This window comes from Spiroplasma endosymbiont of Seladonia tumulorum (assembly GCF_964020235.1).
Classification (GTDB): domain Bacteria; phylum Bacillota_I; class Bacilli_A; order Mycoplasmatales; family Mycoplasmataceae; genus Spiroplasma.
Window position 1 is genome coordinate 461089 of the sequence record NZ_OZ026545.1, and the last position, 24046, is coordinate 485134.

Below are 24046 nucleotides of genomic sequence, written 5' to 3' on the forward strand. Positions count from 1 at the left end.
AATTAAATACTAAAATAAATTATTTACTAAATATCAAAACATTAACCAATAAAGGAATATTATGTTTTTTTACAGAAGGAAAAATATTTGATGAAAAAATGAAATAAAAAAATTAAAAATAAATTACAAGAATTAATGATACGAGCTTATCCAGTAACGGTAAATGATATTAATGATGAAATTTGAGCAACAAATAAAAAGAATTAAGGAGTATAGATAAAATGACAGAATATAAAAGTAAATATATTAATAAAATTTGAAATGAAATAATAACATCATTTGATTGAGTTAATTGTCAACCTATTAATTGTCGTATTTCACATCATAAAAAGCATTATGATTTGCAATGTTTAGAATGAGCCAAAATGTACTTAAATTTATTTAAAAACAAGTGAGATGTTATTGTTTCATATATGCAATATTATAAAATTAACGATATTTTAGATTTAGCATCCGATGGATGAAAAATATTACAAATTGACAAAAAAATAAAACAAATAAATTAAAATATATTATTGCAATTGATCCTGCTGGAATTGGACAAACTGGTATTATTATTTATAATGTTTTACAAAAGAAAATAATTAATAATATTACTTTTAATTCTAAAAATGAAGAAGAAGCAATAAATAATATTTATTTAATATTAAATCAATTTAAAAATAAAATTTGTTCTTATTTAAATAAAGTTATTGTAATAATTGAAGATTATCAACTTCACAGGGGTTTAAAAATAAAAAATCCATTAGCTACTCCTAAATTCATTGGTGGTTTAAAAGTTTTATGCAAATATCTATTTAATTTAAATTATGTTTTACAATCGCCAGTTGTTAAGAAAAATTATATTTATAAAGGAAATATTAAAATGTCAGAGCACGAATTAGATGCTTGAAAACATTTACAGTATTTTTTAGCAAAAGGAGTTGATAAAAATGGCACAAACAAAAAGTAATTTACTTAAAAAATCAATAACCAATAAACCTAAAATAAAAAATAAAAAAGTTAATAAATTAGAATTAACTGTTAGATTACATGAAAATCCGATTAAAACAAAAATTAAGGCTCTTGTTGCTGGTGGTGTTGAAGTTGATGCTTGTTCGGCTAAATGTCAATGAGACGGATTAAATTACTCAACATTATCAATATATAACCCATTTATTTTAACTGAGTTTTTGAAATTAAAAAAAATGATAAGATAAAAATTAAAGGCTCAGTATTTAATCAGTTAAATATAAAAACTAAACGCTATTTTTTATCTTTTCGAGTCGATAGTTTCGAAATTATACAAAAAGCGATTAGAAAAAAGAACAAATACAAATATTAAAAAATAGGAGGAAAAACGATGGCATTAAAAAATGTAAAATATGTTCTTATTAATGAAAATAATGAACCCACTAAAAACGAAGATGGTAGTTTAGATATTAAAACTGCTGAAATTATTTTAAAAAATACTGCTGAAGTTGAAGAATTTAATGCAAGTAATTTAGAAAATAGTAATCAACAAATCAACGAACTACAAACAAAAAATACTGAATTAACTTCACAAGTTGAACAACAAACAATTCAATTAAAAAAAATTGAAGTAATTGACTTTATTAATTCTTTAACTGATAATGAAGACTTTAAAAATGTTTTATTAAAGTATTATGATATTACTAATGATATTGAAATCATTAAAACACAATTGCAAAGTGTTTATGATGAATTAATTAAGGTACAAACAGTTAACACTGGCGGCGTACCAAAAGTAGAAAACAAAGAAAACAATATTTTAGATACAGACAATGTATTTAATAAATAGAAAGAAGGAAGTAAATTATGGCACAAAACCCGCAAAGAATATTTGGCGATATTGCTAATCAAGCAACACAAAGAGACTGAGAAACATTTGAACAATGATATTTACAAACTTATCAACAAAAATTTAGTTGAGAAGCTTTATTTGCGTGAAAAGAAGCAAATAAATTTGGTTTAACATATAAAAGAAAGAAAAATATTAAATATAATGAAGGTTTGGGAAAAAATGGACAAGTATTTAATACCGATGATAATCTTCTAAAATATTTAACAGTAGAATTTGAAGATGGAGTTGTTGAATTAGATACAATTTTAACTTTTGCTCGTAAATTAGATCCTGTAGAAAATGATTTTAATCCTAATCTTTGGGCTGCCGATATTAAGCAAGCAATGGATACTGAGGTTGCTTATAAACGCAATAAAATTTTAGAAATTATTAATAAAGGAACAGTTACAACTATTCAAGGCAAAAAAGCAGATGATACAAATGCTTTACAAATTCATGATGAAATTATGGATAAAATATATGAAAACGGCTTTACTCCATCAGAAACAATTGTTTTAGGTTCGGCTGATTTTATTCGTGGAATTCGTAATAAATTACAGTTACAACTTGGAGCAAACGACCAAATAAATAGTGTAATCACAACAAGTGGAGCAATGAAAACTGTTGAAGGAACAACATACTATATTGTTCCTAAAAATTACCAATTATTAATAAAGATGGTTCAGAAGGAACAATTGAATTATTACCAGATGGTGTTAATGCAATTGCCTTTAAGTTTAGCAAAAAATATGACCCTCTTATTTTACGCAAAAAAGATCATACTCCGTTAAGAGTTGGTGCTGCTGCGTTAGGTACTGGAATCGGTAATACTTTGATTATGGAAAGAGTTTTATATTTAGGTGGAGCAGTGGTTGAACCAAAAGGAATTATTAAACATATTGTTGCAAAAATTGATATTAGTAAAATTAATAAAATTGATGAACAAGATATAAAAGTAAAAAATCCGCAAAGTGTTACACAAGAAGAATTAACACCACAATTTAAAAATGTTGTTTTAAAAGCAGTTAAACAAGTAGATATTGTATTAACTGAGAATGATTTTAATTATTTTGTTGAAAGCGATGAAGTTGACTGACCTATTAATTTAACAGATGGAGAAACTGTTTTTGTTCAAATTGAAGGTAAAAATAAAGCAATTGGCCAAACAAAACCTATTAAAGTTGTTTTAAGACCTATTGCACCTAATAAAAAAGGTGCTAATGAATAATTTTCATTAGTACTTTTTCATTTTAAAAATGCCAATTGGTACATCTAAAACAGCCTTTATTTATGCTGTTAAAAAAAATCCAACCAGATTGTCAATCCATCAACAAGAAAAAAGTTTTGGGTTACAGTTATTAGAATTTTTAGGAATTCAAGTTTTAGCCCTTGGTTTATCAGTTTTAACTGGTGGTTTGGCATCTGCTATTGGATTGGGGGCAGGATTATCTAATTTTGCCGCAGCATTTATCTCGTTTGGAGTAGAAACAGCAACCGATTTTGCCGTAAATCAAATATACGATAAATTAACATCAGAAGTGACAGTAAAAAGTACTGCCTTAAATTTGTTACCAGCAATTGGTGGAATTGGTAAATTAACGCGTGCTGCTCGCACAACTAGAATTTTAAAATTAGCAAAAGAAACTAAATTACTTGAAAAATTAGGTGTAATAACTGCTAATAACTTAGAAGATATTGTAAAACAAGTTACAGGTAAAAAGATTTTATCTGATAAATTAATATTTGATTTTACAAAGCAGGCTAATAATGAAACTTTATTATATACAATTGGAAAATTAGCCCGAAATGATTTTTATAAAGGTTTTAAAGTTTCTAATTTAGAAACAATTAATAATTTATTAAAAATTGAGAAAAATATTCAAAAAATAAGTCCTAAATTAGTTCAAAAAATACCACGCGTAAATGAAAAAAATGCTAATAAATGATTGTCTGAATATGGATTAAATATTGATAAAATAAGCAAAATTAATATTAATGAGTGATATAACATTATGACTAATCTTCATAAAAAAGGTGTTGGTAAAAATCTACTATTAAATGCTAATTTAATGCGGGGCAGTAAAATATATAATAATAAATTATTAAATATTTTGCATCAAACACCAATTAAATTAAATAAAATTTTAAATCATTTAAACCCAAATTTTTATATTCAAAAAGTAACTAAAAAATTATTAGCCCCAATTGAAAAACAAATAATTACTATTAAACAAAAAGTAATTAATAAAATTACTGATAAAACTAAAAAAATATTGTCTAAATTTGAAACTAAGGCTATTAAAAAAGGACAATTATTACCCTTTGCTTATGGTTCTGATGTTTTTTTAGCAGTTAAAATTGTTCCATTATCAATTGCGGGCGAAGTTGCTTTAACAATATATTATAAAAATCCTAAATATACCCCTATTGTCGTTATGACAACTTTAATCAAAGCAGAACAATTTGTTTTATCCCCAGAACCTTTTAAATTCTATATGCATAGTGAATGATTTATTGGTTGGGGATTTAAAAAAACAAGTTTGTTTAATTTAGTTTCTTTTGCCCCACTTGCTTATCAGCAAGTAGTAAAAGATAGTTTTAAAATATATCGAACAATTGCTAAGATATTAAAAATGCAAGAACAATTTAAAAATAACTTTAATAAAGATAAATTGTTAAATACGCTAGAAGATAGTGCGGTTAATAGTTTATTGGGTAATGGATTAGTATTTCAAGCATACAAACAACTTAGAACAAAAAAAGATTTAGACAAAACAATTAAAACAAAAACACTATTAAATAGTAAAAAGTTTATTTTAAATAAAATATATTCTAAAAAAAGTAAATGATAAGGAGATGATTAAATGTTAAATGAATTATGACAAAATGTTACTTTGGAAAATTATAATAATTTTAATCCAATGACAGGTAAAATTACACAAGTTCCAGTTCGTTATAATAAGTTCTTTAAAGGTAATGTAGAATTATGATTTAAAACATTTGCTTTAAGAGCCCAAAATATGATTAATTCATATTTAAACTATCCATTTTCAAAACTAAAATTTGAAACATTTAAAGACCCGTTATTAAAGAAAATTTGTATTAATATGGTGTTTATTACGATTGAGCATTGAACATTTAATCGCATTCCAATTGAGTTTTTTACTTCGGCAAATATGAGTGTTGGTAATATTAATTATTCTTCACAAAATGACCCTATGGCAACATGACAAGGTCTATTGCCTACTTATGCAAAATCACTCGCTAATCTAACAACTTTAAAGAAAATGTTTCGTACTTTTCAAGAAGAAGGTATTGATTTAACAATGATTGATTTAGAAGCATATTATACTCAATTAGAAGTTGATGCTTTAATTGAAAAAGAAAAAACAGAAAGAATAGAAACTGATGACAAATTAAATAAAAAAATTGATAATTTATCAAGTGAAACAAAAGAAAATTTAGATAAAAAACAAGATAAATTAACAAAAAATTCTAATATAGAAATTGATTATATATCTTGTCAAAGATATGTTAGTTCTAAAGATATATACATATATGGTGATTTAAGTTTTCATAATGACCCAAAGCCCGAAGATATACCAAGATTTACAAAAATAGTCAGAGAAGTACAAAATAATATTCAGGTACCAATTACAAAAATTATTAATGATAAGTCAACAGATGAAGAAGTACCAACTGCAAAATCAGTATATGAATATAGCACATGAGAAAATATTGATACAAATGATTTTGTTACTAATATTGAATATAAAATAAAAAACTTTGATATAAATTATACTTACCAAATATATACGGGCAGCAGTTCTTCAAATGCAGGAACTATTATAAGTATTCCTAATTTTAATGGTTTTATAATGCAAGCAACATCATTGTTTCAAAATCAAATATGTAATATTCAATTATCAGAAAATGGAGAAGTAATGTTTTTAAAAAATGACCAACCAATTAATATGAAGTTTATAAAAATTAGAAGAAAAAAGTAAGCTTAGAAAGGAGATGTTATTATGCCAAAAGTAGAAGTTAAAGATGTAATTATGTTTTTGAAAATCTTTGGGGTTTCATCATTGTTTTTTATTGCAGGAATTATTATTTGTTTTATAGGACCAACTAAATTAGGAATTGGTTGACCTGCATATGTAATTATTGCTGCAATGCTTAATGGTTTTGGGGTTGTTGTTTTAATTATTGAAACTATTAGATTTATCAAAACTCATAACAAACAACAAAAACAAGATAGTATTGAAGATGTTATTAAAAAAGAAGATACAAAATAAAGAGGTGTTATAAATGGGATTATTACCAGCAAAAAAGAAATTAAAAAAAGAATATGATATTGATAGTTATTACCTTAATTTAGCATCAACGATTACTAATCGTAAAAATGTTACTGTTCAAAAACATAATGAGATTTTAGAAAAAAGAATTTGTGAAGATAATGCTAATTTTTTAAATCCACGAAATTTAGAAATTAGCATTTATAATCCTAATACTAATCAAAAATTAGATACTAAATTAATTAATAACTTTTTAAAAATGCAAGACTTTACTAATAAGAATTGATATAACGAATATAAAATTAATAAAAATGGCAAAGGTGCATATTTTATTTTTGCTAATAATTCAAAACTTAATTTTATTACCATTGATTTTTATAATGACCAGTATGATGAATTAGGTAATCTAGTATCGTGTACTTTTGATTATGACCCTTATATTAAAAATGACCAGAGTGTTTTTATTACTGAAAAATTAGAAATTGATTATGTAACTAAACAAGTAAAAGTTATTAGAAAGTTAAAAACACGATTATATAGCACTATTACCGATTTGTATATTGATGATGCAAAATGAAATAACTATACAACATTACAAAGAGAAGAAATATTACCACTTAATTTTATCCCAATTGAAATTATTCCTAATAACCCTAATTTTGAACCTTCTGCTCGTTATGGCAAACAATTTGCTAGTATTTTAGATATTATTGCTGAAAAGATAATGTTAGACCCGTTATTAAATAGTGGTAAATTTACCATTAATACTAATGGTGTGACTGGTATAGTTGACCAAGAAATTAGTAAAATGTTAGCTTCATTTATTGAAAATGACTTGTTATTAGTTGAAGGTGACCCCGATAGTAATTTTCAACCAGTAGACTATATCGCTGGTAATTTTAAAGGTGAACAATTAACCAAAATATATGATTGATTATTAACTAATTACTATAAAATAAATCGCCATCATGTTCCTGCTATTGCTAAGGGAGCACAACAAACTCAGGCGGAAGTTGCTGGTGTAAATATTCAAACAAACGCCTCATACGAACAAATGATATATATTAGAGAAATTAAATTAACTGAATTCATTATTAAGTTAATTAAATATGATAATGCGATTTTAAACAGTAGAACATTCAATATTAAAAATATTGATGAGTTAATTGTTGATGTTCACTTACCAGTAAATGCTACTTTAAACAGACAACTAAAAAATAATGAAAATATTATCAATATTCCCAATGATGAAGAAGGAGAACAAGAATAATGTTAAAACCATCTGAAAAAATGTTGGCACAATTAGCAGAAAATGATGAACCAATTGACTATTCAATTGATAGTATTCCATTAGATTTTGCTAATCAATCGCAGTATAGCGACCCTGATTTAGAACAATTATTTACAGAAGACCGTGCTAGAACCTTATATATTTATAAAATCAATAATCTTGTTAAGACAAAGCAAAAACCAATCTTAAATTACTCTCAAAATAGCGTTAAAATAGGTTTTATTGACAAAGATGAATATATTAAAATAACGGGTTATGAAATTAGTGACTTTAATTTTAAATTACAAATTCAACAAAATACCACAATCCAAGATAATAGCACAAGTTATGTAATGATTGATGAAAAAGATATTTTAATTAATGATATTTCAAAACAAGATAAAGAATTTTTAGAATCCTATGACTTAAAAATAGTTTCTATTAATGAACCAATTACCGAAAACAATAAAAATGAATGTTATATTATCGAAGAATATAAACGCCCTTATTCACCTGATGGTGTTGATATTATTAAATCTACTCATTTAGTTAAGGTGATTGATTTTAAATGAAAAAACCAAAATAGTATTCATTTAGTATTACAAAAATCATTACCCGAAGATACACTTTTTACTGGAATTGAAATTAAATACCCTAAATCAATGTTATTTGGAAATATTAAGCGTTGAGGCAATGTGAATGGGGTTTATTCTTATCCATCATCAAACATTGAAAACGCTAGTTTAGTACCTTTACTATCAATGCCTATTGAAACAAATCCTAATGTAAGAATATTTCAGTATTGATTTACCGAAAGTTTTTTACCATGAAGTATTGTCAAAGATTATATAAAAGGAAAAGATATTTTAGGTTTATTAGATGTTAAAGAATTAAATATTGTTTTATTAAATTATCTAACATATCGTTATAACTATGACCGTAAATTTCAAGGTGCAAAATATGATGAAAAAGGTAATCCTACTAATAAAGCAGCAGAATTGCGCCAAAAATTCGAAGGACAAAAACCCGAAGATGTAATTGATGGTTTATTTGAAAACTGAAAATTAGATAATCCCACATCTCTTAATGAAAATGCTGTCAAAAGATTTAAACAAGTGATATACATGTTATCAAATTATACATATAGTAAATACGCCATTAATAAAGGTTATAATGATGATGTTAAATTATTTTCTCCTTATTATTTTGAATTATTATCTAATCCAAGAGAGGTAGAAACTGGATATTGAGAATTTGAACATTGCAAAGTTAAATTAAATTCATCATATTTTAATTTTAGTGGCGGTTCTACTCCACCAACACCAATAAATTATTGAGAAGAAATTTTTGAAAAGAACAGACCCTTAAAAGAAATTGATAATAAATATTATTTTGTAGTTTGACGTAGTGATACAAATAGTAATTGAAGAATTATTAAATTTTTGAATGATACAAATAGTAAAAAAGAATTAGATAGTTATGGTAGATATAAACTTATTTTTAAAGAATATAGTCCTTTTTATGATTTTACATTATTAATTAGAGGTGAGCGAGGTGATACAGATCATACTTGAAAAGATGATAATGGCACATATTTTAAGTTTCTTTATCGTTGAGAAGGAACTGGTGAGCCAAATACACCCTTTATATCACCAAAAACAGGACAAATTACAGATTGAAATTTAAAACAACAAAATAATATTAATAGTAATGATGAAATTAAAGTAACTGTTAAAAACAAAGATATTTCAGGAAATATTATTTATCAACTAGAAATAAATTATTTTAATTGATTATCAATTACAAATGAATTAGAAACAAATAACATTCCCTCTCTAATTCCAGCAGAAATTAAATTATCTGATGGAGAATATGGCAAATATTTAACAAATTTAATTATTTCTAATGACAAAATAGAAAACTATTTAAACTATTTTTCGCAATGATATAAATTACTTTATTCAAAAGCAAATTGAATAAGTATAATTAAAAATTTAGTTGAAGATAGTATTAAAATAACTTTTTTTAAACACGAAAAACTATTTATTTTAAATAAAGTTGAAATATCTGGGATATGAGGTTATGGTAATTATGAAATTACAATTTTTACAGAAAAAGAACAAATTACAATTAATAATTTAGAATTATTTAGTAAAAACAATGAAAAATTATCATTAATTACATTAGAAATATAAAAAGTCATTTTAAAATGACTTTTTTAATTTATCTATTATTTTTATTATTTAACATTTATATTATTCTTATTATCAAGATATAAATCGGGTGCTTGTTTATCTACTAAATTTCAACGATAAAGAAACTTAAAATATGTGCCATTATCATCTTTTCAAGTATGATCTGCATCACCTCGCTCACCTCTAATTAATAATGTAAAATCATAAAAAGGACTATATTCTTTAAAAATAAGTTTATATCTACCATAACTATCTAATTCTTTTTTACTATTTGTATCATTCAAAAATTTAATAATTCTTCAATTACTATTTGTATCACTACGTCAAACTACAAAATAATATTTATTATCAACTTTACTAAATGGTTTTTCTTGTGATGCTATTCATTCTAAAATATTTCCATTTATATTTATATTATTTTTTTCTTTTAAATCTGCTAATTCTTTTTCAGTATATTGCGGTGTATTACAAGCAACTAAACTGGTTGTGCTTGTTCCAATTAGAGTGATTGTACCTAAAAGACTTAATATCTTTTTCATTATTATAAATTCCTTTCGCTAAAATTTTCTTACAATCACAATTATATATATATATATATATACAAGGGCTATTTAAGAGTTTGAAAGGAAATTATTTAATTTATTATGTGGAAAGGGTCAATCTGGGCTCGCGGTGATTTTCATAAGTTTTGCGAAAAATTACTTAAAGTTTAAAAAAACTTTTGCCGCGCTTTTCAAAATACTTGGGAAAAATTCTAAGCGTTAAGCGAAGAATTTTATAAAGGTTCCCAAATTTGTTTGAAAGAGCCTCAAAACTTTTTTTAACTTGTAAGTCATTTTATCACAAAAATTTAAGAAAATCAACCGCTCGCCCAAAAATAGGATTAGTTATATGCCCATTTTAAAACGATATGGATAAGAACCATAAAACAAAGCATCATATGGGTCATGGTACATTTTACTATCGGGTGTATTTGTTTTGGTATCGCTAAATCTTAATTCACTAATACATTTATCTAAAAATGGGAAATTATCTAATATACCATATATCTTGCCTTGAACAAACATTTTTCTTATTCATGTTACGCGATTGATTATACCTGCTTCTTTATTAAGAGATGTCTGATGTTTTTTGGCTTTAAACATTTTAATTTTATAGCCTAAATAAGGGTAAATATCTTCTTGTAATTTTTGCATAAAGTCGTGGGCATTAATATCATAATGAAATGTAGCATATTCAAAACCATCAAATTTATCAAATGTATTAATTATTCATTGTCCGTAATATTCAACTATTTCATTTAAATTCATTGAATTTTTAGGTGTAACAACATTTTCTTCAATTAAATATTTATCATATTCATTATTTTCATTAATTTTATAACCACTAAACAAAAATACCGTATGGTCTTCACTACCATTAGCATAATCAACACCAATTGAATAACTATCAAATTGATACTGTTTTGTATTTGGATTATAAAAATCTTGTAAATTATATTCTTTAATATATTTACGATAATTTCGTAAAACATAAATACTGGGGTCATTATCATTATATTCAAATCCGTAGTATTCAAGTTCAAATAAATCAGGTCGTTCTTCTTTGTTTGTTAAAACAAGTTTTTTGGTAATATCAGGTATTTTAGTTCAAACAGCCCCCATTGTTAATCGTAAATTAAAAATACCCAAACCATTAAATGCTTGTTTGTTTTCTGAATATACTTGATTGTGTTCTTTTAAAATATTTTTAATTCTTTCATTTAAGGGTAAATATGGGGTTACAAATTTTTCATAAAAGACATGGTATTTATCAAAAGGATTAAAAGTAAATTGATTAGAATATGTTTTATGAAAATATGTTGTTACTGTTATGCATTGTTTTGCTATGTTGTCTCATTCTTGAAATGTCCAAGATAATTCTTTTATTGGAATAGGATTATCTAAATTATATTGTTCATTATCATTTTCATCCGTGTATTTTTCATAAGATACTTTTAAACTTTTTGAACGAAACATTGAAACTCTTAAATTATTATATCTTTTATCTAATTCTTTATCAGTTAAGATTTCTTTTTCTTCGGCATGTATCATTTCATCAGTTCATGCTGATATAATACCACTACCTTTACCAACTTTTCCCATAATTTTATTACCATTAGCATAACCAGCAAAAGCAATGCGAACACCACTAGGAAAAACAATCTCGCCGCCTTCTTTAACATTTTTAGGTCAAACAATGCCATTTTCATTGTCAGGTCCTATATCAATCCCATATTTATCGTATAGATAATTACATACATTAATTGTATCGCCAAATGTAGTATCTTCGTGGGTGTTAGCGTATCTTCGTAAAATATTAGATGAAGCATCAGTAAAATTACAAGCAAAAAATAATTTTTCTGCTAAATGATTTCATGTTTTATTAGTACCACGCCCCGCTGAGACAAACTTAAAAAAACTTGGCGAAGTAAAATATCGGGCATAACTATCACCAACAAAATCTTTAAATACTTCTCAATCAAAGCCAAAATTAAAGTCACTAAAATTTAAATCATATTTTTTATTTAAATATTCATAACTAGTAATTCGTTTTTTGTTATTAATTTTTGTAAAATCTTGCATTTTTAATTAGCCTCCTTTTTTTGTTAAGATTATATGAAGTATTAAGTATCAATTAAGTATCATAATTTAAAATATTTTTTTAATTAAGAAAGGAAATTATAAAATGGAATTAAAAAATAATTTATTAGGAAATTATAAAGAAAATAAAAGAATAGAAACAAACAATGAAACTAAAAATTTCTTAATTGAAAGAGATAATGAGATATTTAAATTATATCAACAAGGAAAAATATTACAAGGATATAAGGTTGTATCAAAAATACCAAAAACAATTAGAACAGAAGATGGAGATATACCTTTAAAAAGACGAAGATATGTTAAATATGATGAAGAAAAAAATGAATATATAAATCGCTATCCTTTGGATGAAGAATTAGGTTTAAAAAAATACCAAAGAAATGAACAAAATTTAATAAATAAAATTACTTCATTTATGGGTGATGGAAAAAGATATAAAGATATTTTAGATACTGTCAAAAACGCTAATATTAGTGAAAGAACAATATCTAATATTTTTAAAAATGCCGATTTAGAAAAAACTGATTATATTAGTAATAAAAATAACAATAAAATTAAAATTCCAAATAATGTTTTATATATTCAAATTGATGGGGCTTTTGAACCTATGTGAGAAAATAAAAAAAGAGTTGAAAATAAAATATTTGCTTCAACTATGCATGTTGGTGTTGATGAAGAAAAATCAACAAAAAACAGAAAAAAAAATGAAAAAGAAAAAAGGCGTTTTTCAAATGATGAATAAAAATCATAAGAATAAAAATGATAAATCTAATATTGATAATTTTATTGATAAAATTTTTAAATCAATGGATACTTATGATATTAATGAAGATACTAAAATATTAATATTAAGTGATGGTGAAAAACAAATTAAAAAAATTTACAAAGCAATAAAAGCAAAATATAAAAATAATACTGTATCATATAGTTTAGATAGATTTCATTTAGTAAAAAGATTTAAAGAATTATTTCCAAATCGTAAGAAAAACCAAATTCATAGATTAAAATATAAATTAGCAAAAATATATTTTTTTACTGGAAATTATGAAGCATTATTAGATTTTTTAATGTGTCATTTGCCCTATGTTATTGATAATAAAAAGAAATTTTTATTAGAAACTATTGAATTAATTAAAAATAATAAAGAAGGTATTGAAAATCAAACATTAGAATATAATATTGGTTGTCACATGGAAGGAGATATATCACACTATATTAAGGCTGTTAAAGGGCGTGGCGCGAAAATATATTGTAAAGAAACATTTATTAATATGTTAATTTTTTCAATGTTAAGACTTAATAGTAAAACAAATAAAGAAAAAATTGATAAAACTAGAAAAAATAAAGAAAAAATTGAATTTAATATTTGTAATTTAAATCAATTTCAAAATCAATTTTTATCTTTATAAAAAATAAAAAAACCTTTTAAAATTAGTAATAACTTTAAAAAGTATTTTTTAGTATGTCAAAATTCATAATTTTATAAATTATTTCTTCAAATAAAAATTATGTTTTTAAAAAAAGTTGAATTTTTTATAAATTTTGTTATCATTTAGTCATAAGCGAAACTTAATTTGTTTCTAATTACTTAATTTTATTAAAAACCTCAAAATAATGTATACTACCGAAAAAAAGAAAAACAATTATTAAAAAGTTGAAAAAATGGCAAAGCCAACGCTATACTCTCGTTCATGACTAATTGAAACATGAACAAGTTCATTTTGTTCTAATGAAAGTCCTTCAACATGAAGGTTATTATCATCTTTTAAACAAATTGTTACTTGGTTTAAAATTAACTTACTTTCTAATGCTTTAACTAAAGCTTCTTTTGCCGCTCATCGTCCTGCTAAAAATTGTCGTTGAGCATTTTTATCAAAAAAAGTTGCATATTGTTTTCTTTCAACTGGGCTTAATACTTTTTGAATGAATTCTGTCGATAATTTAATTCGTTTATTTTGAATAATATCAATACCAACATTTTTAATCATAATTTTTTTCTCCGTTTTGATAACTTATTAATATTTTAACAAAAAAGGTTGAAAAACGATATAATAATTGTATAAAAGAAAATAATGAGGGCCATCATATGAATAATATCAGTTTTAAGAAAGTTGATTCCACAATTATTAAAGCAATTATTACTACTTATCAAAATTATGCAATTCATAATACAGATTCCAATAAAACTAATGTTTTTAATAAAAATGGGATTATTATTACAATTTATAAAACAAATAGTGTTTTGTTTCAAGGCTATCAAGCTGAAAAAGAAGCAAAACGTTTTTTTCCAACCTTAATGAGTCCTTTACCAAATAAAAATGTTTCTATTCCAATGACATATTTTCAAAAAGATGTGATTGGTAACGATGAAGTTGGTGTTGGCGATATTTTTGGCCCGCTAGTTGTTACCGCTTCTTATCTTCCGCTTGCAACTTTTAACGAATTAGCAAAGTTACCAATTAAGGATAGTAAAAAGATGACAAAACAGCAGATTTTAAGTTTAGCCCCAATAATTAAAAAAATGGTCAAAAGTGTTACTATTATTATTAATAATGAACTTTATAACAAATGATATGCTAAATATCAAAACGCCCATATTATTAAAACCTTAGCGCATAATCAAGCTTTAGTCCAATTATTAACAAAACATCAGTTGAATAATAAAACAATTTTTATTGACCAATTTGTTAACCAAACAAAATATTTTGAATATTTACAAAAAACTAAAACAAGTACAATTATCAAAGATAACCTTGTTTTTATTACTAAAGGAGAAGAAAAATCATTAGCCATTGCTTGTAGCGCGATTTTAAGTCGTGCCGCCTTTCTAATTAAAATTAATGAACTTGAAACAAAATATCATTTATCGTTTCCCTTAGGGGGTAGTGAAGATGTTAAAGCGCTAGCACGTAAATATAAAGAACTGCTACCAGCAACTACTTACACTCAATTTTTAAAAGAACATTTTAATTTAACAAAAAAATAATCCTTCTAGAAGGATTATTTTTCATCTTCATCAAAAGCAATTATTTTATTAAGAATTATTTTTGCTTTATATTTTAATGGTTGCTGATGTGTTGTTAAATAAGCATCCAAATCTGCTTTCGAATATTTATGATTATTTAAACATAATGTTGCAATTACAATATCAAACACAAAACCAAGAATTCAAATTCAATTAAAACATACTAAAGCAATTGAACAAAAGCCAACCACAATTCGAGCTCAATAAAGATTTTTTAATCCTAAGATGGCAAAAACTAAGGTAATAATACTAAAAATGCTAATAATAATACTAAAAGCTAAGACAAGTTTTTTTGATAAGGATAATTTAAGATTTTTGACCACATATCACGATAAACATAATATAAAACGGAAAAAATAATATTAAAAATAGCAACTACAATCGCTAGAATCATAACAATTTTACCTTTTTGATCTAATTGGCGATGTTGTTTAATATTTATCATAATTTTAATTTGATCAACTTTGGTAATATTATTTTCTTTAATTTGCTTACGAAAATAAAATAAGTTATTAATTCAAATATAAAAATATTGAAATGAAGTACATAAGGTAAAAATTAACACTGAACCAACAGCAGCTTCAATTCCGGTTGGTGATCACTATGACGAATATAACCACGAATTAAAATACAAATTAAATATAGGGTTGGATATAAACAAATTAATCAATAATTAGTTTTATGATGGGTTTCAAATTTGTAAAATGTATCACCAGCGGTAACAATATAACTTAAAATCATTACAATAGGAATAATGGTATGCAAAATAAATGTCGAAATTCATTCATAAACACTCATATTTGTTACTATATCACCTTGCACTACTAATACTAATCAAAATACTAGCATTGTCATTGTAATATAAACTGTTACCATTAACCGAATAATAAAATCTGGTTTTGTATTTTTAAATTTTTTTTGAAATAAATAAAAAACAAAATAAACAAAAACTAGATAATTTGTTTGCGTTGTAAAATATGAATAATAATGGTTTAAGCGCTCTCCATAACTTGGTAACTGCCCATAAATGCCACTTTTTGTTTTTAACGCTAAAATAAAATCACAAACTAAAAAAGCAAAAATTAACATAATACCAATAATACGATAAATTAATAATTTCCGATCTGTAAAAAATGCTTCATCTTAAAAACCTTTCTTTCTCTAATATTTTATAAAAATAAGTTAATAAAGGATTTTGATTTTATTTGATAATTTATAGTTTTATTTGTAAATTTAATTATTTTTCCTCTTGTCGTTCAACTATAACATTAATAACTGGTAAACAGCGATAATGCACTTGTGCTTGATTAAACATTCGCTTTGCTGCTTGATTATCATCGCTGCCTTCATATTTGTCATCATCATAAATAACTTCTTTAATCCCGGCCTGAATAATGATTTTTGTACATTCTGCACAAGGAAATAACGTTGTATAAATTCGACAATTTTCCAAATTTGTTCGTGCACTTAAAATGGCATTTAATTCAGCATGAGCAACATAAGGATATTTTGTTTCTAAATATTCCCCTTCCCGTGCTCATGGAAAATCATCATCATTTAAACCACGGGGTAAACCGTTATAACCTGTCGCAATAATTTGCCCAATTTGGTTAACAACACAACTCCCTACTTGTGTATGTGGATCTTTGCTTCGCATTGCACAAACATGTGCAACACTTAAGAAGAAATCATCTCATGATAAATAATCATTACGTTTTTTCCCTGTTACTGTTGTCATAAATTAAAGATTCCTCCTTTAAAATTGGAAAAGATATCACTAAAACTAGACTGACTTTGTAATAAAAAGATTGGTCAATTTGCTCTTGGATAAAAATAATAATTATTTAACATTTCCTCAATTGCACTCTTTTCCATTAAACCTGCACGTCAATAACTTAATAATGCATCAATTACAGCACGATTATAGGGTGGAACATAACGTATTCATAATAATGCAATTGTACTAACCACTATCATTGTTACAATAATAAAAACTGGATATAATATTGTTCAATTAACACGATGTAAACGGTTAAATTCTAAACCATAACCAAGTGCACTACCAACAAAAAAACCAACAAAATTAATTAAATAAAATGAATAACCTAAAAAGATTGGCATTATTAGCAACCACAGCATAATAATTAAAGTTCGTTGGTTTGCAATTAACGCCCCTAAATCCTCTTTACCATAGTTATAACTAAACAAACTTCCCCATAAAATAGCTAATAAAATAGTTGACCCGCCAAAAATTCAATTTGGTAATACGGCTGCTAAAAATACTCCGGCTAAGGGGATCCCAACTACTAAAATGACTGATAATCGTCAACGCCCTAACAAAGCTTCTGCATAACGAGCAACACTAAAAATCATAAATAAATTTAAAACTACTAACAATGGGTTACTTGAAAATAAAACATATGTTCATAATCGCCATCATTGATTATTTCAAATTATTAAATCACGAGTAACACCACCATAAACTAATTGCGTTGCTCCTTCGCTTAAGCCTTGAGTATTAAAAATTTGTGCACCAAAAAAGATTCCAACAATTGGAATAATTAATAATAAAGCAATTAAAATTCACGTAACACCTAGGTTATTGACACTTAATTTATCACTTAGTTGCTTTAAATTTTTTGTTAATTTACTATTAGGATCTTTAATCCCATCTAAAATTTCCTCAGTTGTCATACCCGTCATTGAAGTATCATTTTCATTATTTTCTTGCAACATTGTAATGTTCGGATAATAAGTACTTAAACGGTCAAGATAATTATTTTTGTCAACAAATAATGTTACATCGCCACTATCATCTTTATAAATCTGCGAACGATTTTCAATTAAAATAATTGATAAAATAGTAAGTTTTGCGCGTTGAAATTTTTTATTTAAAAAAGTCTTTAACGTTTGCACAACCTCATCATTAATGATGAAGTCATTAAATTCACCACTAAAATTATCAATAATTTTAATAATTTGAAATTCTTTACTATCAACTTTATATAAATAAACATTATTATTATTATTGCGTGGTTTACTTTTATAAACATTGTATTTTTCTTGTTTTAAAAAATAATCAACTAGAGATAATTTATCTTTATCAAAACTCATTGTTTTCTATCCTTTCGCGCCTAATATTGCTAATCTTTGTTCAAATTCTTGTGGTAAGGCTGCTGTAATGGTCAGAGCTTCTTTAGTAACTGGATGAATAAATCTTAATTGATACGCATGCAGATATTGTCCAAAACTTTCTTTTTTATCAGCGGCTGTGCCATATAACGGATCACCAACAATAGGATGGTTAATGTATTTTAGATGGGCTCGAATTTGATGAGTTCGCCCGCTTTCTAATTCACACTCTATATAAGTATAATCATTAAAGCGTTCAATTACAAGAATATTAGTTACTGCTTTTTTAGAATTTTTTGCTGTAACTGTCATTTTCTTGCGATTATTAGGATCACGGCCAATTGGCGCATCAATTTTAGCTCGATTCTCAATAATTTGACCATGAACAAGTGCTAAATAGCGGCGTTGTAATTGCTTTGTTTGAATTTGTTGTTGTAGTTGATGATGAACAACATCATTTTTAGCAATAATTAAAGTTCCTGTCGTTTGGCGATCAATGCGATGGACAATTCCCGGGCGTTGCTCACCACTAGCAGTTGACCATTGCACTCCTCGTGCTAATAAAGCATTAACTAAAGTATCATTCTGGTGTCCTGGTGCTGGATGAACAACTAAATTATTTGGTTTATCAATCACCATTAAATAACTATCTTCATACAAAATTGTTAATGGGATTGGCATTGGTGTTAATTCACTTACTTCAGGATTTGGAAATTCAATGCGAACATGGTCTCCAATTTGACTAACATAATTTGCCAGCACAACTTGTCCATTAACTTGAACTTTCTCTTGCTTAATTAATGCTTGGATTTTAGTTCGCGAAAAAGGAGTGGGATTTGTTTTAAAATAATCAGTTAAAATTTTATCAATTCGAGCTGATGAAGAAACAATAAAGGTAATCTTAGTCATTTGGTTCAGAATGCTCTTCGCGTTTGCTTCGTGCTCGCTCACGATAAAACTGAATAATTTCAATAATAATAGCAAAAATTAAGACAATAACACCAAAGGTTACTCAAGTATCAGCTAAATTAAACACACTATAAGGGGGAAATAAAATTCATGCTAGAAAATCAACAACCCCACCATGGTTTCACATACGGTCAATTAAATTACCAAACCCACCAGTTGTAATCATCATTAAACCAACAGCAGCAGTTTTATTATTAATATATAAAAAAATACTAAATGCAAGCAAAGTAATAAAAACTGCACCAATAATAACAAGCGGAAGATTATCAGCATTTGTTCCAAAAGCAATTCCTTTATTAACCATAAATTTAAAATTAATAAATCCATCCAAAAATTTAACTTCGGGAGCTGCTGGATCATGGGACAATAAATGAAAAGCTAATTGCTTCGTAATAATATCTAATATTAATAACGAAATAAAAATTGGTAGACAAACTTGGAGTTTATATCTTCAAATATAATCTCGATTTTTAAAATGGTCTTTAAAATCATATCAAAATTGTTTTGTTCGTTCTTTCATTTGCTTTTGACTCCTTTTTCGTTTTATACATTATCGCACATTTTTTGCCGATAAAACATTAAAACAACGATCACAAATTTCATTATTTTGGACATTTAAATAATTATAAATCATTCAACAACGTTGACATTTTAAACCAGTTTTTTCTTGAACTTTTAAAAAACCAGTTTCATATTCTGTTAAGTTCTGATGGTCAGTAGTAAAAATAATTTCACTAACAATAAAAATTTGATATAAATCCTTAATTGTTGCTAAACTTGCATAGACTGGTTTTAAAGCAATCGTTACTTGACATTCTAATGATTTTTTAATTTCTTTTTGTTCACGACGACGTTCTAATTCTTTATTAACATCATCTCGTAATTTTAACACTTGGTCTCATTTTGCAATTAATTTATCATTAATAGCCATTGTTAAGACAAAATTTTCTTCTAAATGAACCGAGCTTTGTTGGTCGGGATATGTAATAAAGCGATGACTTTCTTCAACTGTATGCGGAATAATTGGTTTTAAAACATCAACTAAAATCCGATATAAATAATATAATGTTGTTTGTACCGCACGACGACGTGGTGATTTCATTTCCTCAATATATAAAATATCTTTTGTAAAATCTAAATAAAATTTTGATAATGTTGTGGTAACAAAATTATTAATTAAAGTATAAACATTATTAAAATTAAATTCTTCATAACTTTTATTTACTTTTAGTTGAAATTCCTGCGCTAAATGTAACACATAATAATCAACCTCTCCTAATTTTGATTGTAAATCAGTTGCTGGATTAAAATCATTTAAATTTGCTAATAAAAACCGTAATGTATTACGAATTTTTCGATAAGCTTCCGCAATTTGTTTTAAAATTTCTGGCCCAATTTTAACATCATCACGATAATCAACCGAAGCTACTCACATTCGTAAAATATCAGCTCCATACTGGTCAGTAATTGCTAATGGTGAGATAACATTTCCCAATGATTTACTCATTTTGCGGCCTTTTTCATCATTAGCAAAACCATGTGATAAAACAACTTGGTAAGGAGCATGACCTGTCGCCACAACCGAAGTAATTAATGATGAATTAAATCATCCTCGAAATTGGTCAATTCCTTCCAAATAAACATTAACGGGATGGGGCAAATGATATTCTTTTGTTACTGCTAAATTACTAACACCACTATCAAATCAAACATCCATAATATCTTGCTTTTTTCGTCAATTGCGATTTTGATAAACTGGTGGCAACAATTGATCAGCACTTCATTCAAATCAAATGTCAGTTGTTTTTGCTTTGGCAAATAAATTAATTACATGTTCAATTAATTCTGTTGTAAATTGTGGTTGATTATTTTCATCGTAAAAGGCAATAATTGGTACACCCCATAATCTTTGACGAGAAATACATCAATCTTGACGATTTTCAATCATTGTTTCCATTCTTTTTGCTGCTCGTTGTGGATTTCATTGTACTTGTTTAATTTCTTTTAATAATTCTGGTTTAATTTTTTCAATTGAAACAAATCATTGTGCTGTTGCACGATAAATAACTGGTTTTTTTGTTCGTCAATCAATTGGATAACGATGTTTTGTAAATTTTAATTTTAACAAAGCGCCAGTTTGTTCTAATCGTTGACCAATCATTTTATTTGCATCTTCATAATAAACACCAACTAAACTATCATCTGCTACTTCTGGAGTATATTTTCCAGTATCATCTAATGGTGCAAAGATTGGAACATTGTTTGTACGGGCAATCAAATAATCATCTTCACCAAATCCCGATGCGATATGGACAATTCCTGTCCCAGCTTCAACAGTAACATGGTGGCCAAGAACAACAGAACTATCGCGGTCATATAAAGGATGTTTTGTAATAATTCCAACTAATTTAGCACCAACCACTTCTTGTACAATTTTAACTTTTTTCCAATTTAATAATGTTTGTAACTCGTCAAATAAAGCCTTAGCAAATAAGTATTTTTCACCTTCAACAAGAACTTCAACATAAACAACATCTTTTCCAACCGCTAACAATTGATTCATTGGAATTGTTCATGGTGTTGTTGTTCAAATTAAAAATTTTGTTCCTGGTTTAATCACCTTATTTCCTATTGTTACTGTAAAAGTTACATAAATTGATGGTGATGTTAAATCAGCATATTCAATTTCTGCCTCCGCTAAAGCTGATTCACTTGAAGGTGATCAATAAATTGGTTTTAATTGCCGATAAACTAATTTTTTTTGAACCATTGTTTGAAATAATCTTAATTGTTCTAATTCATATGGCAAATCTAATGTTACATATTTTTGCTGAAAATCACTAAACAAACCTAACCGACTAAATTGCGTAATTTGTTTTTCAATTTGGTCTAAAGCATATTGACGACAAATTTGGCGAAAGGCAACTGGTGGAGTTGTTTTCCGATCAACCCCGCTTTTAACAACAGCAGTTTCAATTGGCAAACCATGCGTATCTCAGCCACAAATTCATGGACTATAAAATCCTTTTTGATTATAATAACGAATAATAAAATCTTTTAAAATTTTGTTTAACGCATGACCAACATGTAAATCCCCATTTGCATAAGGAGGGCCATCATGTAAAATAAAGGGTTGGTTGTTAGTATTATGTTGATAGCGTCCTGAAACAACATTTGTTTTAAGTCACTCTAACTGAATTTGCGGTTCTTTTCTTGCCAAGTTAGCTTTCATCTCAAATAAGGTATTGGGAGTTAATAATGTATCTTTATAATTCATCAGTGTTTTTTCCTTTCTGTCATAAAAAAAGTAAGACTATAAGAGCGCAAATGCACGGTACCTTCTTACTTTATAAATATTGTAATAATATTTACCTTTTTTTCTTTATTTTAAATTGTAAAAACAAGAGATAATTATTTGTCTTTTTTGATTAGCTCACATCATCCTAATCTTGCTGTAATAAAACGAGCAAATAACCGTGGTTTGTTTTCTTATAAATAAATATTACACTATTTATTTAATTTTGTTAATAATTTCTTTTTTAATCAATTCTGTAATTCGTTCACCATCATTAATGGAAAAGGCATAAATGCGCTTATTTCGTTCTAAAAAATCATCAATTACTTTTAGCACATTCTGGGGATTATGCCGATTATGATCAATGTCATTAAGTAATACTGCAATTTCTTCTTTAAAAGCATAAGAAAAATCAATTGCTTTCATAATAATCCGTCCTGCATTATGACTTGCAACTTCAAATGCTTCGCGTGATTTTTCAATATTATACCGTGAAATATGCTCTAAATGTTGTAATTCTTGTAAACGCAACATTAATTGGCGATTATCGTATGTTAATTTTTCTATAATTTTATTTTGTTCATAAATAATTGTCCGTAAATCTTTCTCTTGTTCTGCCATATTTTCCCCTACTTTATGCAAACTTTGCAATTGTAATCCGATAATGTTGATTTTTTGATGGTAAAATTGCATTAATTTTAAAACGACCATACCGTTTTATTGATATTATAATATCACAAGCAACTTGAAAAGTCTTATTATTTACCACTGAAAAATTAACATAAACATAATTTTGTTCAACATAATTTTGTGCTTGTTGACGTGAAACATTGCAAAGGGCACTTACCACAGCATCTAAGCGTAAACTTTTTACTGTTTTTGTAAAAACAGTAAATTGATATTCAATAACAACAGGGGCAGGGTTAATAGTTCAAGTTAATAAGTTCTTTTGAATAATTAATGGAGCATTAATAAACACTGGCATAATTTTCTTTAAAACACTTAAATATAAATCATTTGCTGTGATATATAAATTACCAATCACTCGCATTTCTAATTGTAATTGGTTTAAAATAAAACCAAGCACCTGATGATGTTGAAAAAAATGCGGTGTTGGTTGTTTCACATGTAAAATAACCGTATTATCATGCTTAGCATTAAAACTAACTGTTGCTCGAAAACCATTTGTTAAGGGTTTATGAATAAAATAATTAGTAATGTTTTCTTGTACCAAGATTGCTTGCAAAATTGCAATTTGACGTAAATCAAGAAAATCTGTGTTAACAACTTGCCCACGGTGGGCTTGTTCACATCATCCTTTAATTTTATTAATTAATTCATAATCTTGCTGATAATGTTGCAATAATTGTGTCTTAG

Annotated in this window: 27 protein-coding genes; 14 read left to right on the top strand and 13 right to left on the bottom strand. The window is 26.2% G+C overall.

Features of this window, described 5'->3' with window-relative positions; all coding sequences use genetic code 4:
- Window positions 1-221 precede the first annotated feature (221 nt).
- The 11 genes from AACL22_RS03040 (at window position 222) to AACL22_RS03090 (ending at window position 9606) form a co-directional block, all read left to right on the top strand.
- On the top strand, window positions 222-506 hold the full coding sequence (locus AACL22_RS03040) for a hypothetical protein (protein WP_338989535.1): 285 nt from the start codon (window positions 222-224) through the stop codon (window positions 504-506).
- Window positions 461-952 carry a hypothetical protein gene (locus AACL22_RS03045; RefSeq protein WP_338989536.1) on the top strand — a complete coding sequence of 164 codons (492 nt, stop codon included), beginning with the start codon at window positions 461-463 and terminating at the stop codon, window positions 950-952. Before AACL22_RS03040 ends, AACL22_RS03045 begins: the two co-directional genes overlap by 46 nt.
- Entirely contained in the window at window positions 933-1199 is a 267-nt protein-coding gene (locus AACL22_RS03050; RefSeq protein ID WP_338989537.1) for a hypothetical protein, read from the top strand. The genes AACL22_RS03045 and AACL22_RS03050 overlap by 20 nt, the downstream gene beginning before the upstream one ends.
- Before the next feature lie 143 nt (window positions 1200-1342).
- Window positions 1343-1801: a hypothetical protein gene (locus tag AACL22_RS03055; RefSeq protein WP_338989538.1), complete on the top strand. Its 459-nt coding sequence runs from the start codon at window positions 1343-1345 to the stop codon at window positions 1799-1801.
- 17 nt (window positions 1802-1818) lie between these two features.
- Window positions 1819-2634 carry a hypothetical protein gene (locus tag AACL22_RS03060; protein ID WP_338989539.1) on the top strand — a complete coding sequence of 272 codons (816 nt, stop codon included), beginning with the start codon at window positions 1819-1821 and terminating at the stop codon, window positions 2632-2634.
- A 47-nt stretch (window positions 2635-2681) separates the two neighbouring features.
- Window positions 2682-3071 (top strand): hypothetical protein, encoded by a 390-nt coding sequence (locus tag AACL22_RS03065; RefSeq protein WP_338989541.1) that lies wholly within the window; start codon window positions 2682-2684, stop codon window positions 3069-3071.
- Window positions 3072-3099: 28 nt separating this feature from the next.
- The gene (locus AACL22_RS03070; protein ID WP_338989543.1) at window positions 3100-4695 is read left to right on the top strand and encodes a hypothetical protein; all 1596 of its coding nucleotides are present in this window, start codon (window positions 3100-3102) and stop codon (window positions 4693-4695) included.
- A gap of 12 nt (window positions 4696-4707) precedes the next feature.
- The gene (locus AACL22_RS03075; protein ID WP_338989545.1) at window positions 4708-5850 is read left to right on the top strand and encodes a hypothetical protein; all 1143 of its coding nucleotides are present in this window, start codon (window positions 4708-4710) and stop codon (window positions 5848-5850) included.
- A gap of 21 nt (window positions 5851-5871) precedes the next feature.
- Window positions 5872-6141: a hypothetical protein gene (locus tag AACL22_RS03080; RefSeq protein WP_338989546.1), complete on the top strand. Its 270-nt coding sequence runs from the start codon at window positions 5872-5874 to the stop codon at window positions 6139-6141.
- A 13-nt stretch (window positions 6142-6154) separates the two neighbouring features.
- Window positions 6155-7411: a hypothetical protein gene (locus AACL22_RS03085; protein ID WP_338989547.1), complete on the top strand. Its 1257-nt coding sequence runs from the start codon at window positions 6155-6157 to the stop codon at window positions 7409-7411.
- Entirely contained in the window at window positions 7411-9606 is a 2196-nt protein-coding gene (locus AACL22_RS03090; protein ID WP_338989548.1) for a hypothetical protein, read from the top strand. Before AACL22_RS03085 ends, AACL22_RS03090 begins: the two co-directional genes overlap by 1 nt.
- A gap of 44 nt (window positions 9607-9650) precedes the next feature.
- On the opposite strand, the gene AACL22_RS03095 is transcribed toward AACL22_RS03090, so the two are convergent.
- On the bottom strand, window positions 9651-10145 hold the full coding sequence (locus AACL22_RS03095; protein WP_338989550.1) for a lipoprotein: 495 nt from the start codon (window positions 10143-10145) through the stop codon (window positions 9651-9653).
- Between the two features lie 348 nt (window positions 10146-10493).
- On the bottom strand, window positions 10494-12230 hold the full coding sequence (locus tag AACL22_RS03100) for a hypothetical protein (protein WP_338989552.1): 1737 nt from the start codon (window positions 12228-12230) through the stop codon (window positions 10494-10496).
- Window positions 12231-12333: 103 nt separating this feature from the next.
- Between AACL22_RS03100 and AACL22_RS03105 the strand changes: the two genes are divergently transcribed.
- Window positions 12334-12990, top strand: coding sequence for a UPF0236 family transposase-like protein (locus AACL22_RS03105; RefSeq protein WP_338989554.1), 657 nt, complete (start codon window positions 12334-12336; stop codon window positions 12988-12990).
- Window positions 12953-13657, top strand: a complete 705-nt coding sequence (locus AACL22_RS03110) for a hypothetical protein (protein ID WP_338989555.1) — start codon at window positions 12953-12955, stop codon at window positions 13655-13657. Before AACL22_RS03105 ends, AACL22_RS03110 begins: the two co-directional genes overlap by 38 nt.
- A gap of 237 nt (window positions 13658-13894) precedes the next feature.
- On the opposite strand, the gene AACL22_RS03115 is transcribed toward AACL22_RS03110, so the two are convergent.
- Entirely contained in the window at window positions 13895-14236 is a 342-nt protein-coding gene (locus AACL22_RS03115; protein ID WP_338989556.1) for a holo-ACP synthase, read from the bottom strand.
- Window positions 14237-14334: 98 nt separating this feature from the next.
- Here AACL22_RS03115 and rnhC point away from each other — a divergent pair, with 98 nt between their 5' ends.
- Window positions 14335-15234 (top strand): ribonuclease HIII, encoded by a 900-nt coding sequence (gene rnhC, locus AACL22_RS03120; protein ID WP_338989557.1) that lies wholly within the window; start codon window positions 14335-14337, stop codon window positions 15232-15234.
- 14 nt (window positions 15235-15248) lie between these two features.
- Here the strand turns inward: rnhC and AACL22_RS03125 are convergent, their stop codons facing one another.
- The 10 genes from AACL22_RS03125 to AACL22_RS03170 all read right to left on the bottom strand — a co-directional run bounded on the left by AACL22_RS03125 (window position 15249) and on the right by AACL22_RS03170 (window position 24032).
- A complete protein-coding gene (locus AACL22_RS03125; RefSeq protein ID WP_338989558.1) occupies window positions 15249-15464 on the bottom strand; it encodes a hypothetical protein in 216 nt (71 codons plus the stop codon).
- 86 nt (window positions 15465-15550) lie between these two features.
- Entirely contained in the window at window positions 15551-15838 is a 288-nt protein-coding gene (locus tag AACL22_RS03130) for a hypothetical protein (RefSeq protein WP_338989559.1), read from the bottom strand.
- Complete coding sequence (locus tag AACL22_RS03135) at window positions 15832-16362, bottom strand: hypothetical protein (RefSeq protein ID WP_338989560.1); 531 nt, start codon at window positions 16360-16362, stop codon at window positions 15832-15834. The genes AACL22_RS03130 and AACL22_RS03135 overlap by 7 nt, the downstream gene beginning before the upstream one ends.
- Window positions 16363-16510: 148 nt before the next feature.
- Window positions 16511-17011, bottom strand: a complete 501-nt coding sequence (locus AACL22_RS03140; protein ID WP_338989561.1) for a dCMP deaminase family protein — start codon at window positions 17009-17011, stop codon at window positions 16511-16513.
- Complete coding sequence (locus tag AACL22_RS03145) at window positions 16999-18387, bottom strand: rhomboid family intramembrane serine protease (RefSeq protein ID WP_338989562.1); 1389 nt, start codon at window positions 18385-18387, stop codon at window positions 16999-17001. The genes AACL22_RS03140 and AACL22_RS03145 overlap by 13 nt, the downstream gene beginning before the upstream one ends.
- A gap of 6 nt (window positions 18388-18393) precedes the next feature.
- On the bottom strand, window positions 18394-19314 hold the full coding sequence (locus AACL22_RS03150; RefSeq protein WP_338989563.1) for an RluA family pseudouridine synthase: 921 nt from the start codon (window positions 19312-19314) through the stop codon (window positions 18394-18396).
- A complete protein-coding gene (lspA, locus tag AACL22_RS03155) occupies window positions 19307-19894 on the bottom strand; it encodes a signal peptidase II (RefSeq protein ID WP_338989564.1) in 588 nt (195 codons plus the stop codon). Before lspA ends, AACL22_RS03150 begins: the two co-directional genes overlap by 8 nt.
- Before the next feature lie 30 nt (window positions 19895-19924).
- Window positions 19925-22651 (bottom strand): isoleucine--tRNA ligase, encoded by a 2727-nt coding sequence (gene ileS, locus AACL22_RS03160; RefSeq protein ID WP_422397476.1) that lies wholly within the window; start codon window positions 22649-22651, stop codon window positions 19925-19927.
- 234 nt (window positions 22652-22885) lie between these two features.
- Window positions 22886-23290, bottom strand: a complete 405-nt coding sequence (locus AACL22_RS03165) for a hypothetical protein (RefSeq protein ID WP_338989567.1) — start codon at window positions 23288-23290, stop codon at window positions 22886-22888.
- Between the two features lie 13 nt (window positions 23291-23303).
- A complete protein-coding gene (locus AACL22_RS03170) occupies window positions 23304-24032 on the bottom strand; it encodes a S4 domain-containing protein (protein WP_338989569.1) in 729 nt (242 codons plus the stop codon).
- Window positions 24033-24046 lie beyond the last annotated feature (14 nt).